Source organism: Sporocytophaga myxococcoides DSM 11118 (genome assembly GCF_000426725.1).
Taxonomy (GTDB): Bacteria; Bacteroidota; Bacteroidia; order Cytophagales; family Cytophagaceae; genus Sporocytophaga; species Sporocytophaga myxococcoides.
The window spans coordinates 98565-117974 of the sequence record NZ_AUFX01000003.1; the positions used below are offsets into that span (position 1 = coordinate 98565).

Consider the following 19410-nt stretch of genomic DNA (forward strand, 5'->3'; position numbering starts at 1 on the left):
AAGATTCCAATGCGAGCTTATATTAAACTATCGACTGTACTTTTCTTTCTCCTTATATGTATGCAAAAAACCTTTGCCATAGATATAAATCCTGGAGAAAACAGAACAGAGTGCCCGGGAACAAAAATAACCCTTGGAGGGAGTCCCACAGCAGGGCCAGACTCACCGAATAACTATACATACCAATGGTATTCTATACCTGGTGGATTCAGCTCAACTGAATCAAATCCGGAGATTACAGTACCTGATGTTAAGACTATCTATGTAGTCCGGGTAACAGATATTGATGGCTTTACATGTCAGGAATCTGTTACCATCACCCCTGTTCTGGTTAAAGGAATTGATTTCAACCCAAGTTATTTGCCAGCTGACGGTAAATCTATATCACAGGCAACAGTTACCTCAGAACCAGGTGGCCGGACTTTTGTGTGGTCGATATCAGAAGCAGACGGATCTGATGCAACTATCGGAGAAAGTAACGGAAGAATTAAAGCATCCAGTAAGCCTGCGACTATAAAGGTCAAGGCGCAGGATAAGCAGGCCGCGGACAACAAAACTCAAACATGTTTTGTAGAAGAAAATATCTGTATGGGGGATCCGGAGGAATGCTGTCCTGATCTGGCTGGAGAAGTAAAGTTTGGATTGTTAAGAATACATTTAACCGAATCCATTCAATCAACAGGTTCAGATGGTGACGGTTATTGCTCTTATTCCACCAATAAAGTCAGGCTACACCTGGATATGAAAGGTTTCTTCCATACTCCGGTTTCTATCGATCTTGATGGGGTGAAGGCTTCCTGGAAACAGAAAGGCACCGGAGCAGAAATAAGTTTTAAGGAAGTATCATTGGAATGGAGTGGTACAGCTCCAACGAGACAATTCGGTCCCTTACAAGCAAATCTGACAGGTATGAAACTTACAGTTACTTCAGACGGAGCTATTTCAGGTGAAACAAAATTTACAGTTAATCAAGTTGAATCAGTTCCCTTAGGAGGCATAGCCGAACTTGCCAAAGGCACCTCGGGAGGGTTTGTATACAAATACACTTCATCTACAAGTTTTGAAGGTTCTTATGATTTCAGTGGTGTAAAAAACATTACTATCAGGTTAAAAAAGAACACTTCAATAATTGCTGAAGCTTCAGGTGATCTTAAATCAAATGGAGTATTTGATGGAGAACTGACCGTCAAAAATGCGGCAACTTACTCTACCAAAGGCTTTGATGCAACTGTAAAAAGACTAAGGTGGAATTTTACATGGGTACTTAATGAAAATGAAGTTTCTTTTAAAGACGGGGAAGCAGAGATAACAATAAAGAACATTAGAAATACTAAAGGAGAAGTTGCAGTGGACTTTGAATTAAGGGGACATACTGCTAATGGAGTTGCCAAATTTAGTAAACTTGTGGCCTTTGGATGCAATATAGAAGGAAGTCTGGCTGCTAAAGTAGATCATGAGTTCAATATTCATGAAATAAGCGGAAGTAATATAAAAGCCAAACATCCTGATTTTGACAATTCCTTTGAAATCAATGAATTTAATATTACTAATGGTGAACTGAACCAATTCAGATTTAATGGACATACTAAGTATAAAAACGTAAACTTCAAAATCAGTAATGCAGCATATGTACAGAACAAAGGGATAGAAATCACAGCTGGCCTTGAAATAGGTAAATCCTCCAAATGTGAAGTAAGAGATTTCACTATATCAAGTGAAGGTGTAGTCTCTAAAATTAAATTGTATTTTGAATCGACCAGTTATCCTCTTTCCATAAAGGCTAATCTGTCCTTTGTAGATAGTGAATTTAAAGGAGACTATTCAGGCTCGATAGAAGGAGGAATAAAAATAGGAGGAAAAGTTGTGATTGGCTCAATGGAGACATACAACTATGGATTCTTTGAACTTACAATGCAGGTAGCCAAAGGATTTCAAGTAGGTCCTGTTATCAAGATTGATGAATTAGGTGGACGCTTCGGATATAACTACGATCACAGGGTTAATTCAGCCAGTGAGGGAACGTATCTGATAGGATTCGTGCTGGGCATAAAGGATGTTGCTGATATTATAGGACTTAAGGGAGATGTAACCCTGGTTATTGGCAACAAGAGTTCACTAGAACTTGAAGGTGAAGTAAGAGTTCCTGCAAAATCTCCTCATTATTTTAAAGGTACTTTGAAAGCCTCTTATTTACTGGGAACCAATGATGTGTCCGGTAGTACCAATGCAACACTTAAAGTTCCTGCAAGAAATGGGAATATGCTTTCTCTATCCACAGGTAATATGAGTTTTAGACTTAATCAAAGTGGATGGAATGTAAAGGCTATGAATATTTCGGGACAGATTATGAAGGAGGTAACAATGACTGGTTCATTTGATCTCAGAGGAGCAGCTGGAGATGACGGAGGTATTGCAGGAACCGTTGCAGGAACTATTGATTACTCTAAAGATATTAAGATAATTTATCCGGATAAATTTGATGGCACAAACTGCGTAACTGCAGATCATACTGACTCTAAGCTAGGGTTTGGAATATATGGACAATTCAGCCTTAAATTGGGAGGATCATTCAACACTCAGGTAAATCCGGAAGGGTTTAACGGAACTATAAAAACATATGTTAACGGAGCCAGCAGAGTAAGTGTCAAATGGCCCTGCATCGCTACCTGCGTGGATTGTGTGAGGTTTACAAATGTAAATGTAAATGGTGACATGGAAATGAGTTATGATGGCTCCTTTACAATACTTAAAGGATATCTAAAGTTTTCCGGAGCTGATCATGAAGAGGAAAGCCGCCCTATTGTTTTAAAATTCTAATTAAGTACTTGTGAGAAATATATATAAACTGACATTACTTATTATAGTCATCACCTTTTCTAATCCTGCTGTTCAGAGTTTTGCTCAAAGAAACGGAGCAAGTCTGAGAGGTGGCGAATCGGACAAGGCTATGAAGCTTTACTGGGAAACATATGACTGGCCTCAGAACCTCACTGGCTTTAACATCAAAAAGCAAAGTGGAGAAAACAGTGGCTGGAACAAACTTAACAAGGACGTGATCTTCCCACAGGTAGATGAAAGAAATTGGATAAATCAGGGACTTAATGAAGAAGAAGCAAAAAGCGTTCAACAAATATTTTTAAAATATCTTTCAGAAGGTAAGTTAAGTAAGATCGCTAAAGAAGAATTGCTTCAGAAGCTTCAGCAATCAGGAGGACTTAAATCTGGTGACAGATTAAATATGAAGCAGGATTATAATTTGGCATTGATATTAGGCTTCGCTTTTATTGATCATACCTACTCGAATTCTGAAAACGCAAATTATGGTTTGTTTTATGTATTTGAAGATGGACATGAGTCTGAGCATCCCATCGCAACCTTCTATCCCGGAGATGTTAAAATCAAACCTGTGGTAGAGGCAAGTGTGAATAAAGGGAAAGTAAAACTCATATGGTCAGTAAATGAAAAAGATTATTTTAAAGCAGCACTATTCGGATTTAAGATCAACAGAAAAGAAAATAAATCTGGAAAGGAAACAAGTCTTACAGAAGAACTGATAGGATACCAGAAGTCCGATAACGGACAGCTCCAGTGGTTGTATACAGACGAAAGCGCCAACGCTTCTCTGGATTATACCTATACTATTATCCCAGTAACAATTTTACAAACTCAGCTTAAGCCAATTGAATTTAAATTTAAAGCAGCACAGTATTATAATGTGCATATCCCATCAATTGATTCTATCTCTGTTGTCAATGATGTTGATCTTAGGATAATCTGGAGAACAGACTCTCTCCTATCAGATAAAAAACGGATTAAAGAATTTTATCTGGAAAGGAGAAATGTTGACACTTTGCAATTCAACAGAATAACGAAAAGGCTGGATATTAAGACCAAATCCTATGTAGATACCGCCAATCTTAAGTATGGTCAAAGCTATATTTACAGGCTTTCGGCTGTAGACCAAAAAGGAAAGCAATGGTATGGCACTCCTGCCAATGTTTTCTACACAGGAGTCAGAATTCCTTCAAAACCTGACAGCCTTAAAGCTGAATTCAGGATGATTCTAGATAAACCTCACGTACATCTTTCATGGGCCAAAAGCACAAGCAAAAATACATTTGGTTTTGTGCTTCAGTCAGATGAAGAAGGTACCGGAAAGCTTATTGAAAACCTGAGTGTGCCTCTAATTAAAGGCAATGAACTCTTATATGAAATTTCCGGAGATGGGGGTATAAATTATCAATTCAGTATTGTACCCGTAAACGAAAAAGGTATGCGTGGAGAGGGAAGTTCCGTAAAATGCAGCATTCCTCTTTTGAATCTTCCACTATTCAAATCCATTTCCGCTGCTCTTAATAATAACAACCTGGTGGAGTTGTCTTGGGAATATCCTAAAGAAACCGAAATAAAGGGGTTTAATGTACTTGTAAATGGACAAATCATTGCTACAACGGAAGATCTTCCAAAGGAAAGCAGGAAATACATTGTACAACTTTACTATCCTGAAGATGCAAAAAAAATCAATGTATATCAGCTGGAAGCCATTGGAGCCGTAGTTTCCAGAAAGAGCTCTGTTGCGCCACTTTACCAACCGTCTTATAAATTATCTCCACCCGAAAAATTGAAGGTTATATTGATCAAAGAAAAAGGTAAGTCTTATGCAGGGCTGTCCTGGGAATATGATAAGGAGCAGGGCAAAGACATAAAAGGATATATTCTTTTCACAGATGAAGGATCTGAAAATACCTTCCATGAGATTACGAAAGCTGACTTGTACAAGGAAATGAAGTTCAACTATCAAATCAATAATCCTGACCGTGACTCCTATACCTTTAAGGTTTCAGCAGTATCAAACAAAGGAGAAATCAGTTCAGCGGCCAGTATAACATTAAATTTAAAAGACATTAAAAAGTAAACGTTATGAAGAATCAGATTTCTACGTTTTTCTATACCTATAAATACATTCTGTTATTTCTATTTATATCTGCAATCAGTATCCATAGCTATGCACAGGTAGAGATAACGGTTACCCCGGCTACTTGCAATGGAAAAGAAGACGGGAAAATAGATGTATCCGTAAAGGGAAAAAACGGCCCCTATACATTTCTTTGGAGCGACGGCTCCACGCAAGACCATCTTCATGACATACCCAAAGGTGATTATTACCTGATTATAAGAGATCGTAACAGTTGTGTCTTCGAAAAGAGCATTCATGTAGATGTGCTGGAAGATAAACCAAGAGTCTCTATTGAAGGAGGTGGAGAGCGCACTTTCTGCGAGGATGATGAAGATCAGGACGTAGAGCTAACTGCCAACATTGCTGCATGTAAAGAGTGTGTAATAAAGTGGTCTACAGGTTCTTCGGAAGAAAAGATAAAGGTTAGTACCGATGGCGATTATTCTGTACTGGTAACAGATGATGAAGGTTGTTTTCAGGGTGATACTACTGAGTTGACAATAGAAACAGAAGATTGTGATGACGACGACGATGATGATGATGATGACGATATTGATATTCCTGTTATATGGTCTGGAGACCCAAATGACATCCTTGGCCCTGATGGGTTTGGACCACAGAGGTGGGTTTCGGTAAAGGATATCCTCCCCTATACAATCCGATTTGAAAATGATCCGAAAATTGCGACAGCACCTGCACAAAATGTTGTCATACGCTCTCCTATTGATCCTCATCTGAACATCTATTCATTCAGACTTGGCAACTTTGGTTTTGGAGACTTTGTTTTTGAAGTACCACCAAACAGCACCTATTATACCAAACGATTGGATGTAAGCGACTCATTAAAAGTTGTGGTGGATGTCATCGCCGGAATTGATGTAGTCAAGAAAGAAGCTTTCTGGATATTTGAGTCTAAAAATCCTCTTACAGGTAATGCTCCTGATGCCGATCATGGATTCCTGCTTGTCAATGATTCTATTACTCACAGAGGTGAAGGATTCGTCTCTTTTTCTATAATACCTGATGCTGCCTCGTCTACAGGTGATACTGTTCATGCTATAGCTGCAATAGTATTTGATACAGAGGCGGAATTGAAGACTCCCTTAATATTCAACACGATTGATGCGGTGCCTCCGATATCGGCTCACAAGCATAGTGATATAATGGCTGATTCAACTTACTTATACCAGGTAACTGTCCATGACGATTATGGACTTGGTGGATCAGGCGTTAAAAACTATGATCTATATCTATCCTATGATGAAGGATTCAGTTTTACTAAGTACGCTTCAGAAATTCTTCCTGATTCAGTTATTGCTATCAAAGGGGATCCGAATAAAAAATACTGTGTTTATACTATAGCCAGAGACAATACGGGCAATGAAGAGACAAAATCATCTTCAGAGACATGTTTCTCTCCAAAGGCTCGTCCATTTGTAAGACTAAAAGAATCAGACAAAAAAGAACCAATTTGTCAAGGCGGGGGCCACGCAATTGAATGGAATTCATTTGGAGTAGACAGTCTTGATATACAAGTATCAATTGATAATGGAAACACATACAGCATTCTAACAACGAAGGTGCCTGACAAACTTAAAAGTTTCTATTGGACCCTTCCATCTGATATTTCAACAGAGAAAGATTATCTGATAAAAATTACAAGTTCCGTTTCAGATACAATCTTTGACATAAGTCAAACTCCGGTAAATATTATTGAGCATGTTCATGCCAAGATCTTTTCCACTAAAGGGGAAGCAATATGTTCGGGAGATACAGCGCTACTGAGTGTGTTGCCTATTTATTCTACATATAATTGGTCAAACGGTAGTACTATCAATGGGTTTAATGTGACCGCATCGGATAAATACATTGTTGAAGTAAAAGATGCCAGTGGTTGCACTAGTAAAGATTCTTTAGACTTTATAGTTCATAAATTTCCTGAACACTTGATTTCTGCAAGCACAGAGTTTAAGTTTTGCGAAGGAAAACCACTTACATTGAAAGGGCCTTCCAATATGGCCTCCTACTCATGGTCTACCGGAGAAAATACCTCTCAGATTATTGTAAGCACAGTAGGAAAGATTGCCTTGAAAGTGACTAATGAAATTGGATGTATTGCAACCTCTGATACTATACTTGTTGAACAGATTACAGATGCAGCAGAATGCGAAGCGCTTCAGGTTAATACAGGTTTAACATACCTGAATAAGTTTATACAAGTAGCTCCTAATCCATTGACTGATTATACGATCTTCCAGATCTATTCTCCTCAATCACAATTAGTCAACCTGAAGCTATTTGATAGTAAAGGAATTGAAGTAGCTGAGATCTTTAACGGTAAAATTACTGGAGGAACAACGGTGCCTGTATCTTATAAGCCTTCTGAAAAATTATCAAACGGTTTGTATATATACAAACTTCTTTCTGCTGATGGTGAATTATTTAATGGTAAGCTAGTGATAGGAAGGTAATAGTACTTAGTAAAACACAAAATAAAAGAACCCTGACTGTTTATTTGGGGTTCTTTTTTATATAGTTGTTGTTCTTAACAAAAAATTTAGAAGTGGAGTACAAAAAAATCAATAGACCTCTACTTCCTCTGCTTTAGCTCAATTACCTGCTCCTTTGATCCACATATAAATTTTATTCTGTTAACACCCCATTGACTGGAAAAGACAATATGTTCATTTTTAAACTCAAATGGATAAGTGCTGTCAGTAGTATTTTCATTTTTTTTTGCACTAACAATCGGTGTTATTTCTATAATTCGTTCATAAGGCTTTGATGTATCTGAGTTAAAGCGTTCCGAAATATGCACTTTATAAATAAAAGACTGCCAGCGGGCTACAGATTTTAGACTCCCGGATACTTTATAGGCTAAGAGAGATTTACTGTTGAGTAAATTTAATTTACTTTCGATAATTTCAATATTGAAACTTTCAATAGTCATTTTATTCTGTTCCGGCCACCATTCAATAGTGTAAGTAACCGGGACTTCTAAATTTGGTTTTCTGGGTTGTTGTGAAAGAATACTTTTATTACCTGAACCTTGTTTAAATAAATAAAACCCGATACATAAAATGCTAACTATTAAAATTATAAAAAACATATTATTCTTAAATTTATAAAAAAAATATCCGCCTTAAACTGTCATTAAAAAGTAATAAAATTAGTACCATATGTTTATCAGCGTTGCTCTCACAGAAGTATTCAAATCTTTCTTCAAACCCTCTCTTGAACCAAGGATGGTGCTAATTACAGCCTCCACTCCTTTTACAGCAATTTTATTTTCATTAATATTCTAAAAAATATTAATGAAGAACATTTATCAAAAATAATCCTACATCCCTATACCTGAATAATAAACCCTTACCTTCCAGCCAATAAAACTCAGATTCATTAAAAAAACGAATCCACCTTTCATAGTCAAATGGTCTGTAAAAATAAAAATCACTGAATGAATAATATTTCCAGTATTTATCATCTTCAGAATACATGAAATAATAATTGAAAAGTAAAATCTTCTTATGATTGAATTCATAAAGCTTGGGATACTCAGGATTTATATAGTCCATTTTTTGAGAACCTGAGTTCCAAAATTTAACATTACGAATAATTTGAAAAACAGGCCTCCTATTATATCTATAAGTTAAAGGACAACTATCACAATCATATTCTGAATATTCATCTGTTAAATATTCATCATCAACATTTTTATCTTTTAATTTAAAAGCAAATTTATTTAAGGCATCGTTCTCTGGACATACGATATTACGCCATCCAGGATCTTCAATAAGATCTTTTAAACTATCATTTTTAAAGTAATTATTAAAATCAGATCTATAGGAATGGTTTCCCCTTTTTATAATTAAGTATTTATTGCCATCATCTGTGAAACAGACATTTCGAAGTTTATCTTTAAATCTCGGTTCAATTTTATTCCAATGAACTCCCAGGTCTTTTGTAAATAATATGGAGTTAAATTTACTTGTAACAAAAATCGAAGTATCAACCGGATCAATCTTTAGTTCTTCAAATTCTTGAACTGCTTGCCGAAGGCTTGTAAAAAATGAAGGTGTAGTATAACTTCTTCTCTCAGGGGTTATACGATCTAATTTAAAAAGATCACTTACCAATTCAATGCTTATCTCTTTAGAAGGTATAATATTGAAATAACTTGCAATGCTTAGATCATAAGAATATTCACCTGGCTTAAAAACCAGCGAATCCATTGATACACTGGTAAAAATGATCATCGAATCATTTTTAGAGATTATTTTTAAAAGTAAGTTTTCGTTAAATTCAAGGAAAGCGTTAAAACAATATTTTCCCGGATCACTGCAAGTGTCTGAGAGCTTGTTATACTTTTTGGAATATAAATTATACTTACCAGCTTCCACTCTCACATTTCTGGTTTTATCAGTAACTTGTTTCCCCTCCTTAAATATTCTGAATTCATATTTATAAAGACTTTGAGTGTAGCCTTCAATATTACCCGAGAACAAAAAATAGAATACTAAAATGATAAAGTAAAAGTTGGTCATTGACAGCAAGCTTATTTACACTTAAATAATTAAATCCTTATAAAAAATATAACCTTTTGTCTGTTATAAATATCTTAAATAATATACTTTGTAAAAATAATCATTTTACTTTTTAAACCCGTAAGGACAATGTTTACAACCGTTTTTACAACAATACCCTCTTTTCAAAAGGTACTTAGCTGTAAATACCCAGTTGCCATGTTCATTGTAATAATAGTCTTCCTGCTCAACTAAGGGTTCTGTATTTCTTTTAGTATCAGACAAAGAATCTACTCCAAGTTTCTCACTAATGATTTTCTTTAAACATAGAGGACAATAACAGTCGCCTGCTTCAGACAAGGACATTACCGGGGGCAATTCACTACACCAGCAGTTCTCCGTGCTACATGCAAAATTTGTATTACAACGTGAACAGGTTTTAATTCTGATATTTTTATTCATTTTTAAGCTTCATTTCTTGAAACCAATAATTATTATGATTTATCTTACTCAAAAAATCAACATTGATTTCGTTTTGATAAAGAGGACAATTAACTACAAGTGTATGGTATTCTCCATTTTCACCACAAACGTCTGCATTTAATGCTTCCAGCTTACAAATTAAATCTTCGTCAAGTCTTTTACCTAGAAAGTCTTCACCCAACTGATGATTACAGGAAACAATAACACAATGAATGCCTTCTGAAAGCATTTTCAGTACAAGATCTTTTCTATCTTGTTTCCATAATGGTAATACAGGTGCTATACATGCTGCTTCACAGACCTTCTCTTCCCACGCTCTGTTTGAATCAAAATCAATATCACCAAAAACAGCTGAATTAACTTTATAATGTTCTACAAGATGTTTTAGTGTATCAATAAAGTTTCTTTCATAATCATTCCATGTGGATGGAACAGTGACTATAGGCAAGCCCAATTCAGAAGCCTGTTTTTGTAATATTTTTTCAGGGATGGCATGAGATCTTGATATCAATCCATTTTCGTTCATCATATTCATAAGAACTCTTGGTTGGTATTTTAACTTCACTGCTTCCATAAAGGCAAAGCAACTGTCTTTTCCTCCACTCCATGATGCTACAAAGCTTTGGTTATTATTAACCTTCATTGATTACTATTTAAATATAATTTCAGCTGATCTTTTTAAATGTGAGGAAAAAGATAGGCTTAAAATACTAATTTACCTAACATGATTATAATTTGCTTTAATAATATCAAGTAATTCAAGTGGGATGAAATAAAAATTATTTCAGATGCAGAAGAGATATCAGAAAACTGTTATTATTGTTATCCAATTTAAGTTGTATTAATTTGTTATATATTGATTTAAGATGATAAAATTTGGCTATACAATTCTTTATGTTCAGGATGTGAACAAATCAATAGAGTTTTATGAAAAAGCTTTTGGCTTCCAACGCACATTTATTGCACCAGATGGTGATTATGGAGAATTAACTACTGGAAATACCAAACTATCTTTCGCCTCCGTTAAGCTGGCTAAAAACAATCTAAAGAATGGTTTTATTGAAAGTGATCTTAACAGTAAACCATTTGGTATTGAAATAGGATTTGTAACTGAAGCTGTAGGGGAAACAACAGAAATTGCCGTTGCGGCCGGTGCAGTATTAGTTGAAAAACCAAAGACAAAACCTTGGGGGCAAGTTGTCAGCTATGTAAGAGATCCTGATGGATTTTTAATTGAAATTTGCTCACCAATGAATTAAATTTCTATACAATAAGGCTCAAAAGAGAAGTGTATGAATCATTCAATTATTAAGGAAATTAAATCAGATCAAAAGGAGTTTTACAAGCAATTTTTAGGTCATGGCTTGATTCACGATGAAGAGAACTTCAGAATCTCTCCCAATGATGATTTGCATTTAGAATTTCCTACTAAGGATAAGGAGGACAGTTTTACTCTGGGGGCTTATATCGATAATACACTTGCCGGTATTGTAAGTTTTGAACGTGATGGTTTCAACAGGGAAAAATTAAGACATAAAGGTACGTTGTTCAGGATGTATGTATCTTATGAATTCAGGGGACAGGGAATTTCAAAGGAATTGATTGATGCACTTCTGGTAAGAGTTAGAATGATTGTTGATATTGAACAGATCAATCTGACAGTGATCTCTAATAATGATAAAGCCAAAGGTCTTTATGAGAAATTTGGCTTTAAAACATTTAGTTCGGAAGAGCACGCTATTAAATGGAAGGGGAAATATTTCACAGAAGATCAAATGGTTTTAAGGCTTAAGTGAATGTTTTTTTATTCCAATACTTGTTCTGAATTATGGGTCTCTTGTCTATCTTTTAACATCTTTAATTTTTTTGAGATTGATAAGAAAGTTAAGGCAGAAGTTATGCTTATTCACATTTTGAAAGTTTTTTTGGGTAATAGCAATATTATAACCATATACAACTCTGAAGGCATCAAAGCCTAGGCCAATTTCTGGTCTGCACCTTAATGTCCCCTTTTCTGAGTCCGAATAATAAATGAGATTTATACCTAAATTCATTCCGGAAGCTCCTCCACCAAGCCACACTCCTGCTTTAGGAGCATAAATAAACTTGTCTGTAAATTTAAATTCACTGGTTAATGCAAGCACTCTGGTAATCGGATGATGACCTGCTACTCCGTTGTCTTTGATTGCAATGCCAGCTTCCGCAAAGAAATTTTTGTGAACATTAATTCCAGTGACTAATGCAATATGCCTTTCAATTTTATATTCAATCTGTGGAGATGAATAATGGCTTGTGTCAATTTGAGAGAAGGATTGAAAAATGTTGAATAATATAAATTGAAGAAAAAAATAGTACTTCATGGTTGTAAAAATAAAATAGGTATTTGATGATGGCTAGCAAAGGTATAAATAGAAAATATAAGGCGCTAAAAAATACCCCTGAAAAATTAATAATAATTAATTGCTTAAAATAAAAAACAATGATTCCAGACCTTCAGGTGGAATTTATAATCAAGATTTTGTATATCATTCTATTCATTCATCTGGTTTAAGCTTTTAAGCATCTTATTTAATTGTTCGGTTCTTGTGGCTCTGTAATCTTCGCTAAAGGTTTCGACAAGCAATGGTAGAAGCTCCCTCTTGATTGCTGTCTGTGCCAAAGCTTTTAGGTTTGTATCTAACTTCCCTTCTAAAGCAAATTGAGCATAAGCAACTGCAATGATTGCATTGTCCATCCCAATAAGGTAACTATCTCCCGAAGCTCCTGTAACGTTTGCCAGTAGTTCTTTAAACTGATTATCATCCGGCTCATCCTCCATTTCAGAAGCCATTTGCTTGAGCTGGTCTGCGAGCATATTTCCGGAAAATGGACCGTTGTCTACATCTTTCTTTTGAGTAATATATTCCTGAATTTTAGCCGGATTCAATTCTGTCAGATCAAAATATGGAAAGTCCCATTCGTTAAGCAATTTTTCAAGGTATTTTAATGGGCTTACATTTTTATTTTTTTTTCTCCATTTCCAGAATCCGAAAGAAGCTTCTGCCCCATCATCATTCCCAAATGGACTTGTTTCTTCTTCATCGCTCCAGTAGAAGTCTTCTGTTAAAAGGCTTTTTGCCTTAGGATGTGATGTTTCAGGTGAGAATTCGAAATCTTCCATGTGTTAAGTTTTTGATATTATAAAGACCTGAATGATTTTTCAGATATATATTAAATATTACTGTTAAAGGATCTATGTTGTTTATGGTAAATATAAAAATGATAAGCATAATTGATATAGAGAAATTTTAGTATTCATAAAGTATTTATTTGTAAGTCAATGGTTTAATGTATTTGTTGATTTTTTTTAAACATTTTTTTGCAACGTTTTAAAATTGATGCGTCATAAAAGGTGAAGCCAAAATCTTTGCGATCAATATGAATTGTAGTTCGATTAATCCATTGTTTTTTACCTGTTGGAATGGAATAGTCTTCAAGATTTTTGTAGTACTCTTTTCTGCTTATTCATTTTTAAACAAATAAATAACTTATGAAAAACAACAATTACCGCCGCCTCTTCAAGAGAGCAATCATCTTTCAGAGCAGGTCAATCGCAAGGCTCTGCGCATTGTTACTCGTATTGGTTCTATCTGCTGAAGCAATAGCTCAAAGACAGACAGCTGCTAGTTTCAGATCGAAGTTCGGCCCCAACTACCTTGTTGGATATCTAGCTTATACACCGGTTGACTATGCAGCTAATCCTACAAAAAATTATCCTATATTGATCTTCCTTCATGGAACAGATGAAAAGGCCTGGAAGCCTACCGATCTCAGTCAACTTAATAAAGTAAAAAGGAATGGCCCTCCCAAAGAAATTGAAGCTGGGAAGGATTTTCCTTTTATAGTAATATCTCCTCAATGTCCTTTTGGAGGTTGGGATGACATCGCTATGGATGATTTCGCTACCAGTCAGTGGAGACCAGGTGAATTCGTAGATGAGATTATTGAAAAAATGAAGACCTTATACCGTGTTGACCCGAACAGGATATACATAACCGGTTTAAGTATGGGTGGAGCCAGTACTTGGGAGTATGTGGCAGCTTATCCAACCAAAGCAGCAGCAGCTATTCCAATTGCAGGCTGGCCTATCACTAATACTTCAAAAATATGTGGTATAGGTAAAACTCCAATATGGGGATTTCAGGGAGCGAATGATAATGGCTCTGGTATGACCAATTTTGTAAACTCCATTAATGCTTGCACTCCTACTCCTAACCCACTTGCCAAAATTACTGTTTATCCTAACGTAGGTCACGATGCATGGACTCAGACTTATAATAATCAGTCTACCTCTGAAGATATTTATGCATGGTTAATGAAATATTCAAGAGCTAATCTTGTAAATCCAATTGCGAATGCTGGCGCTGACAAGTCTATCACTCTTCCTACTAATTCCCTTTCCATTACTGGAACAGGCGCAGACAGCGATGGCACCATTACTTCTTATACATGGACTAAAGTAAGCGGAGGGGCAGCAACTCTCTCAAATGCGAATACTGCAACAGTTTCATTAAGCGGACTTGTCGCGGGCACTTATGTTTTCAGATTAACTGTAACTGACAACTCTGGTGCAACAGGATATGATGATGTAACAGTAATAGTTAATCCTGCTGTAAATGTACTTCCATCAGCTAATGCAGGTGCTGATAAGTCGATAACACTTCCAACTAATTCTCTTTCAATTACAGGAACAGGCACAGATAGTGATGGTACCATTGCATCTTATGCATGGACTAAAGTAAGCGGAGGTGCAGCAACCCTTTCAAATGCGAATACTGCAACTCTTTCATTAAGTGGTCTTGTGGCTGGGACTTATGTTTTCAGACTTACAGTAACTGACAACAGATCTGGAACCGGATCGGATGATGTAACTGTAGTTGTGAATCCTGCAGTAAATACAGCTCCTGTTGCCAATGCCGGTGCAGATAAGACAATTACTCTTCCAACTAATTCACTTTCTATTACCGGTACAGGCACAGACAGTGATGGTACCATTACGACTTATGCCTGGACTAAAGTAAGCGGAGGTACAGCTACTCTTGCCAATGCTGGTACTGCAACTGTTTCTATAAGCGGATTGGTAGCTGGAACTTATGTTTTCAGACTTACAGTAACAGATAACAACACAGCATCAGGATCAGATGAAGTTACATTAATTGTGAATCCTGCTCCTACAGGTACAGGCGATGGTTTGAAAGCTGAGTATTTTAATGGCGTTAACCTGGCAGGAACTCCATTATTAACAAGAGTGGATGCAACTGTAAATTTTGATTGGTTAGACGGTTCTCCTAATGCCGTAGTTCCGGTTAATCAGTTTAGTGCAAGATGGACAGGTAAAATAAAACCACTTTATTCTGAAGCGTATACATTTTACACTTTTTCTGATGATGGTATAAGATTATATGTGAACAATACTTTAGTAATTGACAACTGGACCTATCATGGAGCAATTGAAAATACAGGTAATATCACACTTGTTGCTGGTCAACTTTATGATATCCGCCTTGAATACTTTGAAGGAAATTCTATGGCTACAGCAAAATTATCATGGTCAAGTTTAAGCCAACAAAAGCAAATAGTTCCACAAAGCCAATTGTATTCAAATACTGTGACGCCTGGTGTTGGTCTTAAGGCAGAATACTTCAATAGTCTTGATTTTACCGGGACAGCATTTACAAGAGTTGACTCTGTAATAAACTTTGAATGGAATAATACTGCACCTTTAACAGGCGTTAACACTGATAATTATTCAGTTCGTTGGACAGGTAAGGTAAAAGCTGATTTCTCTGAAACATTTACCTTCTACACTTTATCAGATGACGGAGTTAGACTATGGGTAAATAATATTCTTTTAATTGATAACTGGACTAATCATGCAGCGGTAGAAAATAGCGGAACTATAGCTTTGACAGCTGGTCAGCAGTATGATATCCGTATGGAATATTATGAGAAAACTTCTCTCGCAACTGCCAAGTTATTATGGTCAAGCACCAGTGTTCAGAAAAAGGTTATACCGAGAGCTAATCTATACCTTCCTGCAGCTGCAAGACAAGGCATTATTAATGCAGATGCATTTAATATAAATGCTGACAATTTAAAACTTAATGCTTTCCCAAATCCCACAGGAAACGCTGTCAATATAAACTTTAATGCTTCTGTATCTGGGAATGCCGAGCTGACTTTGTTAGACGGATATTCCAATGAAATACTTAAAAAGACTATTTCAGTTCAATCCGGAGAAAATACAGTTGCTTTAAATTTATCTGAAATTGAGAATGGTTTGTATATGCTCGTGATATCAGGTGAAGGTAATAAAGCTGTTACTAAACTTGTTGTTAATAAATAATATTAGTGAGAGATCCATCACATTTTTTTAACTGGAAGGGATGTTGGTAACAACATCCCTTTTTTTAATCTATTTTTTTCAATTCAGAGCCCTGTTTTAGAAAAAGACCCAAGCTGCTATTTTGGACCTATGAGCTACATCGTAGAACCTCGGAAGTCCGATTGAGAACTTCTGAACTACGTCGTCGGACCTCGGAAGTCCGATTTAGTACTTCAGAGTTACGTCATCGAACCTCAGATGTCCGATTTAGAACCTCTGAACTAACAAATTGTATTTCTAGAATATGATTTGAACAGGGTGTGGAGAATAAGAAAATATTTTTCTTAAAAGCTCAATTTATGTTGTTTTGCTCCCTACTTAAATTATTTGATCAATCTTCCGTCCCTTCAATTAGAATCTGATTTTTTAGGATAGGTCATGTGATTAATACATCCCAATACAAAAAAAATGAATTTATTCATTTCGACTTTAAATTTTGGATTGTTAATAGAATCTGATTTTGTATATAATGGATAGGGAGACGCCAACATGGCGTCTCTACGTGAGGAAATGAAAATTTATTTTGTAAAAAAGAAATTAAGACCTGCGCTTACAGCTTGTCTGTCTGTTTTATATATTGCCTTGGCTCCTAAAAAAGGCTCGATATAAAACCTGTCGTTTAACTTGACACAATATTTTAATCCCGCTTCTATACTTACCTTTGTTTCCTTTTCAGGTATATGTTCTACCCCCCAAGGACTAAGATAAAAACCTAGTCTGCTTTTGGTAGTCGGATATGAATATAAGATAATGCTTTCGGGTATCAGGATTCCTATCAAGCCTAAAATTCCAAGCCCGGTATTTTTACTATCTTTCAATAGATAAAAACCAATTACTTGCCCTGCTCCTGTGTAAGCATAGAATTGATTTGAAGAGGTAACCCCTATTCTTCCTGAATAAGAAACTCCAAACCTTTCCCCGGATGCTTCAAGAATAAATCCTCCAGCATTAGTATTGTAACTTTCTATATAATTGGAGTGATGAATTTGCGCTCCGAATTTTACAGTAGCTTCACCTGCAAATTTTTCAAAGTTGGATTTTGTCTGCGCAAGTGCTGTTCTAAAAGTCAGACACGTCAGAATGCAGGACAACATGAAATACTTTTTCATTTATAAAATGATCTGTTATAAAAATCAGAATTAAAAATATTGAATACTAAAGCAATCTATTGATCACTAAAGATTAATGGTAATTTATATGAAACTAATGATTATTTAACTTTTCAGTAACTCCAATAATTACGCCAAAATTTCCATCGGTCTGGATCCAGTTCTTCTCTGGTATATAAGCCCTCGATACAAAGCCATCCAGGTATAGAGCATTTTTACACCCGGCATCTTTAAAGTATTGAGCAAAATCATAAAAGTTAATTTCGTTTTTTGATATGGCAAAGATAATATTTCCGTCCGGCAAAATTCCAACACCATTTCTGATATTAAGATTTTGGGAACCCTTTTGAAAAACAGGATGAATGGTTCCATCTATAACCAGCATAGGCCCGGACTGAGTAGCATACTTAATATCTTTTGATTTAAACTCCGAAGTTTGAGAGATATATGCTTTATTATTGGTGGTGATATAAAAAACTCCATTTGGTTTCATATGGAAATTACCATTCCCGGAACCTGTATTTAATTTGGAAATTACTTTAGCATCTTCTATATACAAACCTTGAGGAGAATTATCTTTTTGGTACATCCCTCCATTCATGGCAAATACTAGTTTTTGATGATTTTCCTCAGCTAATAATTTCAGATTCTGAAGGCTTCTGATAATATTGCCATCTTTATCTTTCCAATAAAATTTAAGATCTGCTTTATTTAAATCAATCGTATAGGAAACTATGTCATTTTCATAATTTTTAAATCCATATAGAAAAAACAATGTTGACAGGATGCATCCAAAGACCAGTATACCAGATAATACTCTGCTTATTTTCATAAAAATAATTTAATTAAAATGGGAAAAATTTGAGCGTCTTTCGTTTTTTCATTTTTCTTAATGGCATCCTAAATAGCAATATACGTAAAATTTTTATTGTATAACTTTATGAACAGACAGTCTGCTTGAGCCGCTTATTGGTTAAATTGAAAGTAATTAATTACAATAAAGATCAATTAAAATACCTTGGTTCAAACTTATTAGATAGTAAAATATGTTAAAGGGTGGCGGGATTTGAACCCACGACCCTAAGTATAATTCTGTCATAAGCTATATGCCATTCAACCCTTTTTAGAAACAAAAGAGACTTCTTCATGCGCATATATGACAACTGTATACGTTTTAATTAAAACCTAATAATCGAAATTTTTTATGCCCGAAACCTTCGCAGATAAAGTAGTTGATTTCAATCGTCATTTACAATATATGGGTGAATTACCAGAAGGTTTTCAGGTAATGAATCCCTATCTTCATAATCCTGAAACAATGGAGGTTATGAAGCAATTTTATTATAAATATTATAACGATCAGATAAAACGAAAATTTATCATTGGAATCAATCCCAGCAGACACGGAGCCGGTGTTACAGGTGTTCCTTTTACAGATACCAAACGGTTGGAAAAAGTTTGTGGGATAGAAATGAAATCTGCCTATACTCATGAAATATCTTCTGTATTCATGTATGAAATGATTACGGAATACGGAGGTGCTGAAGATTTCTATAAAGATTATTATATCAACTCTCCATTTCCTTTAGCAATTATCAGACAATCAAAGAGCGGTAAATGGCTCAATGCGAATTACTATGATGATCCAGCTCTTTTTAAATTGGTGAAAACTTTTATGATCCAGTCTTTGCAAAAGCATATCAGTCTGGGATTAAATACTTCTGAAGTATTTGTATTGGGAAAGAAAAATGCAGAATTCATACATTTGCTAAACAAAGAAGCAAAGCTATTTGATTGCATAAAAGTTCTTGAACACCCACGTTTTATTCAACAGTATAAATTGAAACAAAAGGATTTGTATATATACAAATATATTCAGGCATTGAAAAGTTAATGAACTATACTTCTCTATTT

15 protein-coding genes are annotated in these 19410 nt (G+C 35.4%); 7 read left to right on the forward strand and 8 right to left on the reverse strand.

Annotation, left to right across the window (positions count from 1 at the left end):
• Window positions 1-60 precede the first annotated feature (60 nt).
• The 3 genes from K350_RS0100235 to K350_RS0100245 are packed head-to-tail and all read left to right on the forward strand — an operon-like array spanning window position 61 to window position 7428.
• Complete coding sequence (locus tag K350_RS0100235) at window positions 61-2817, forward strand: hypothetical protein (protein WP_028978201.1); 2757 nt, start codon at window positions 61-63, stop codon at window positions 2815-2817.
• A 10-nt stretch (window positions 2818-2827) separates the two neighbouring features.
• Window positions 2828-4915, forward strand: a complete 2088-nt coding sequence (locus tag K350_RS0100240; RefSeq protein ID WP_028978202.1) for a fibronectin type III domain-containing protein — start codon at window positions 2828-2830, stop codon at window positions 4913-4915.
• Between the two features lie 5 nt (window positions 4916-4920).
• Window positions 4921-7428, forward strand: a complete 2508-nt coding sequence (locus K350_RS0100245) for a DUF7619 domain-containing protein (RefSeq protein WP_028978203.1) — start codon at window positions 4921-4923, stop codon at window positions 7426-7428.
• A gap of 119 nt (window positions 7429-7547) precedes the next feature.
• Here K350_RS0100245 and K350_RS0100250 read toward each other — a convergent pair whose 3' ends face one another.
• From K350_RS0100250 to K350_RS0100265, 4 genes are all read right to left on the reverse strand, one after another.
• Window positions 7548-8066 (reverse strand): hypothetical protein, encoded by a 519-nt coding sequence (locus K350_RS0100250; RefSeq protein WP_028978204.1) that lies wholly within the window; start codon window positions 8064-8066, stop codon window positions 7548-7550.
• Window positions 8067-8268: 202 nt separating this feature from the next.
• A complete protein-coding gene (locus K350_RS0100255; protein WP_028978205.1) occupies window positions 8269-9501 on the reverse strand; it encodes a hypothetical protein in 1233 nt (410 codons plus the stop codon).
• A 105-nt stretch (window positions 9502-9606) separates the two neighbouring features.
• Window positions 9607-9942 carry a C1orf53 family protein gene (locus K350_RS0100260; protein WP_028978206.1) on the reverse strand — a complete coding sequence of 112 codons (336 nt, stop codon included), beginning with the start codon at window positions 9940-9942 and terminating at the stop codon, window positions 9607-9609.
• Complete coding sequence (locus K350_RS0100265) at window positions 9935-10606, reverse strand: Dph6-related ATP pyrophosphatase (protein ID WP_028978207.1); 672 nt, start codon at window positions 10604-10606, stop codon at window positions 9935-9937. Before K350_RS0100265 ends, K350_RS0100260 begins: the two co-directional genes overlap by 8 nt.
• 223 nt (window positions 10607-10829) lie before the next feature.
• Between K350_RS0100265 and K350_RS0100270 the strand changes: the two genes are divergently transcribed.
• Entirely contained in the window at window positions 10830-11222 is a 393-nt protein-coding gene (locus K350_RS0100270; RefSeq protein WP_028978208.1) for a VOC family protein, read from the forward strand.
• Between the two features lie 33 nt (window positions 11223-11255).
• Window positions 11256-11759, forward strand: a complete 504-nt coding sequence (locus K350_RS26760; RefSeq protein ID WP_051312725.1) for a GNAT family N-acetyltransferase — start codon at window positions 11256-11258, stop codon at window positions 11757-11759.
• A gap of 45 nt (window positions 11760-11804) precedes the next feature.
• Here the strand turns inward: K350_RS26760 and K350_RS0100280 are convergent, their stop codons facing one another.
• Together K350_RS0100280 and K350_RS0100285 are read right to left on the reverse strand one after the other, a co-directional pair.
• A complete protein-coding gene (locus K350_RS0100280) occupies window positions 11805-12323 on the reverse strand; it encodes a hypothetical protein (protein ID WP_028978209.1) in 519 nt (172 codons plus the stop codon).
• A 170-nt stretch (window positions 12324-12493) separates the two neighbouring features.
• Window positions 12494-13123, reverse strand: a complete 630-nt coding sequence (locus tag K350_RS0100285; protein ID WP_028978210.1) for a hypothetical protein — start codon at window positions 13121-13123, stop codon at window positions 12494-12496.
• 369 nt (window positions 13124-13492) lie between these two features.
• Between K350_RS0100285 and K350_RS30595 the strand changes: the two genes are divergently transcribed.
• Window positions 13493-16348: a PKD domain-containing protein gene (locus tag K350_RS30595; RefSeq protein ID WP_051312726.1), complete on the forward strand. Its 2856-nt coding sequence runs from the start codon at window positions 13493-13495 to the stop codon at window positions 16346-16348.
• Between the two features lie 557 nt (window positions 16349-16905).
• Here K350_RS30595 and K350_RS0100295 read toward each other — a convergent pair.
• Both K350_RS0100295 and K350_RS0100300 read right to left on the reverse strand, forming a co-directional pair.
• Window positions 16906-17496, reverse strand: a complete 591-nt coding sequence (locus K350_RS0100295) for a hypothetical protein (RefSeq protein ID WP_028978211.1) — start codon at window positions 17494-17496, stop codon at window positions 16906-16908.
• Window positions 17497-17590: 94 nt separating this feature from the next.
• A complete protein-coding gene (locus K350_RS0100300) occupies window positions 17591-18328 on the reverse strand; it encodes a phosphodiester glycosidase family protein (protein ID WP_028978212.1) in 738 nt (245 codons plus the stop codon).
• Between the two features lie 372 nt (window positions 18329-18700).
• Here K350_RS0100300 and K350_RS0100305 point away from each other — a divergent pair, with 372 nt between their 5' ends.
• Window positions 18701-19390, forward strand: coding sequence for an SMUG2 DNA glycosylase family protein (locus K350_RS0100305; RefSeq protein WP_028978213.1), 690 nt, complete (start codon window positions 18701-18703; stop codon window positions 19388-19390).
• The last annotated feature ends 20 nt before the right edge of the window (window positions 19391-19410 follow it).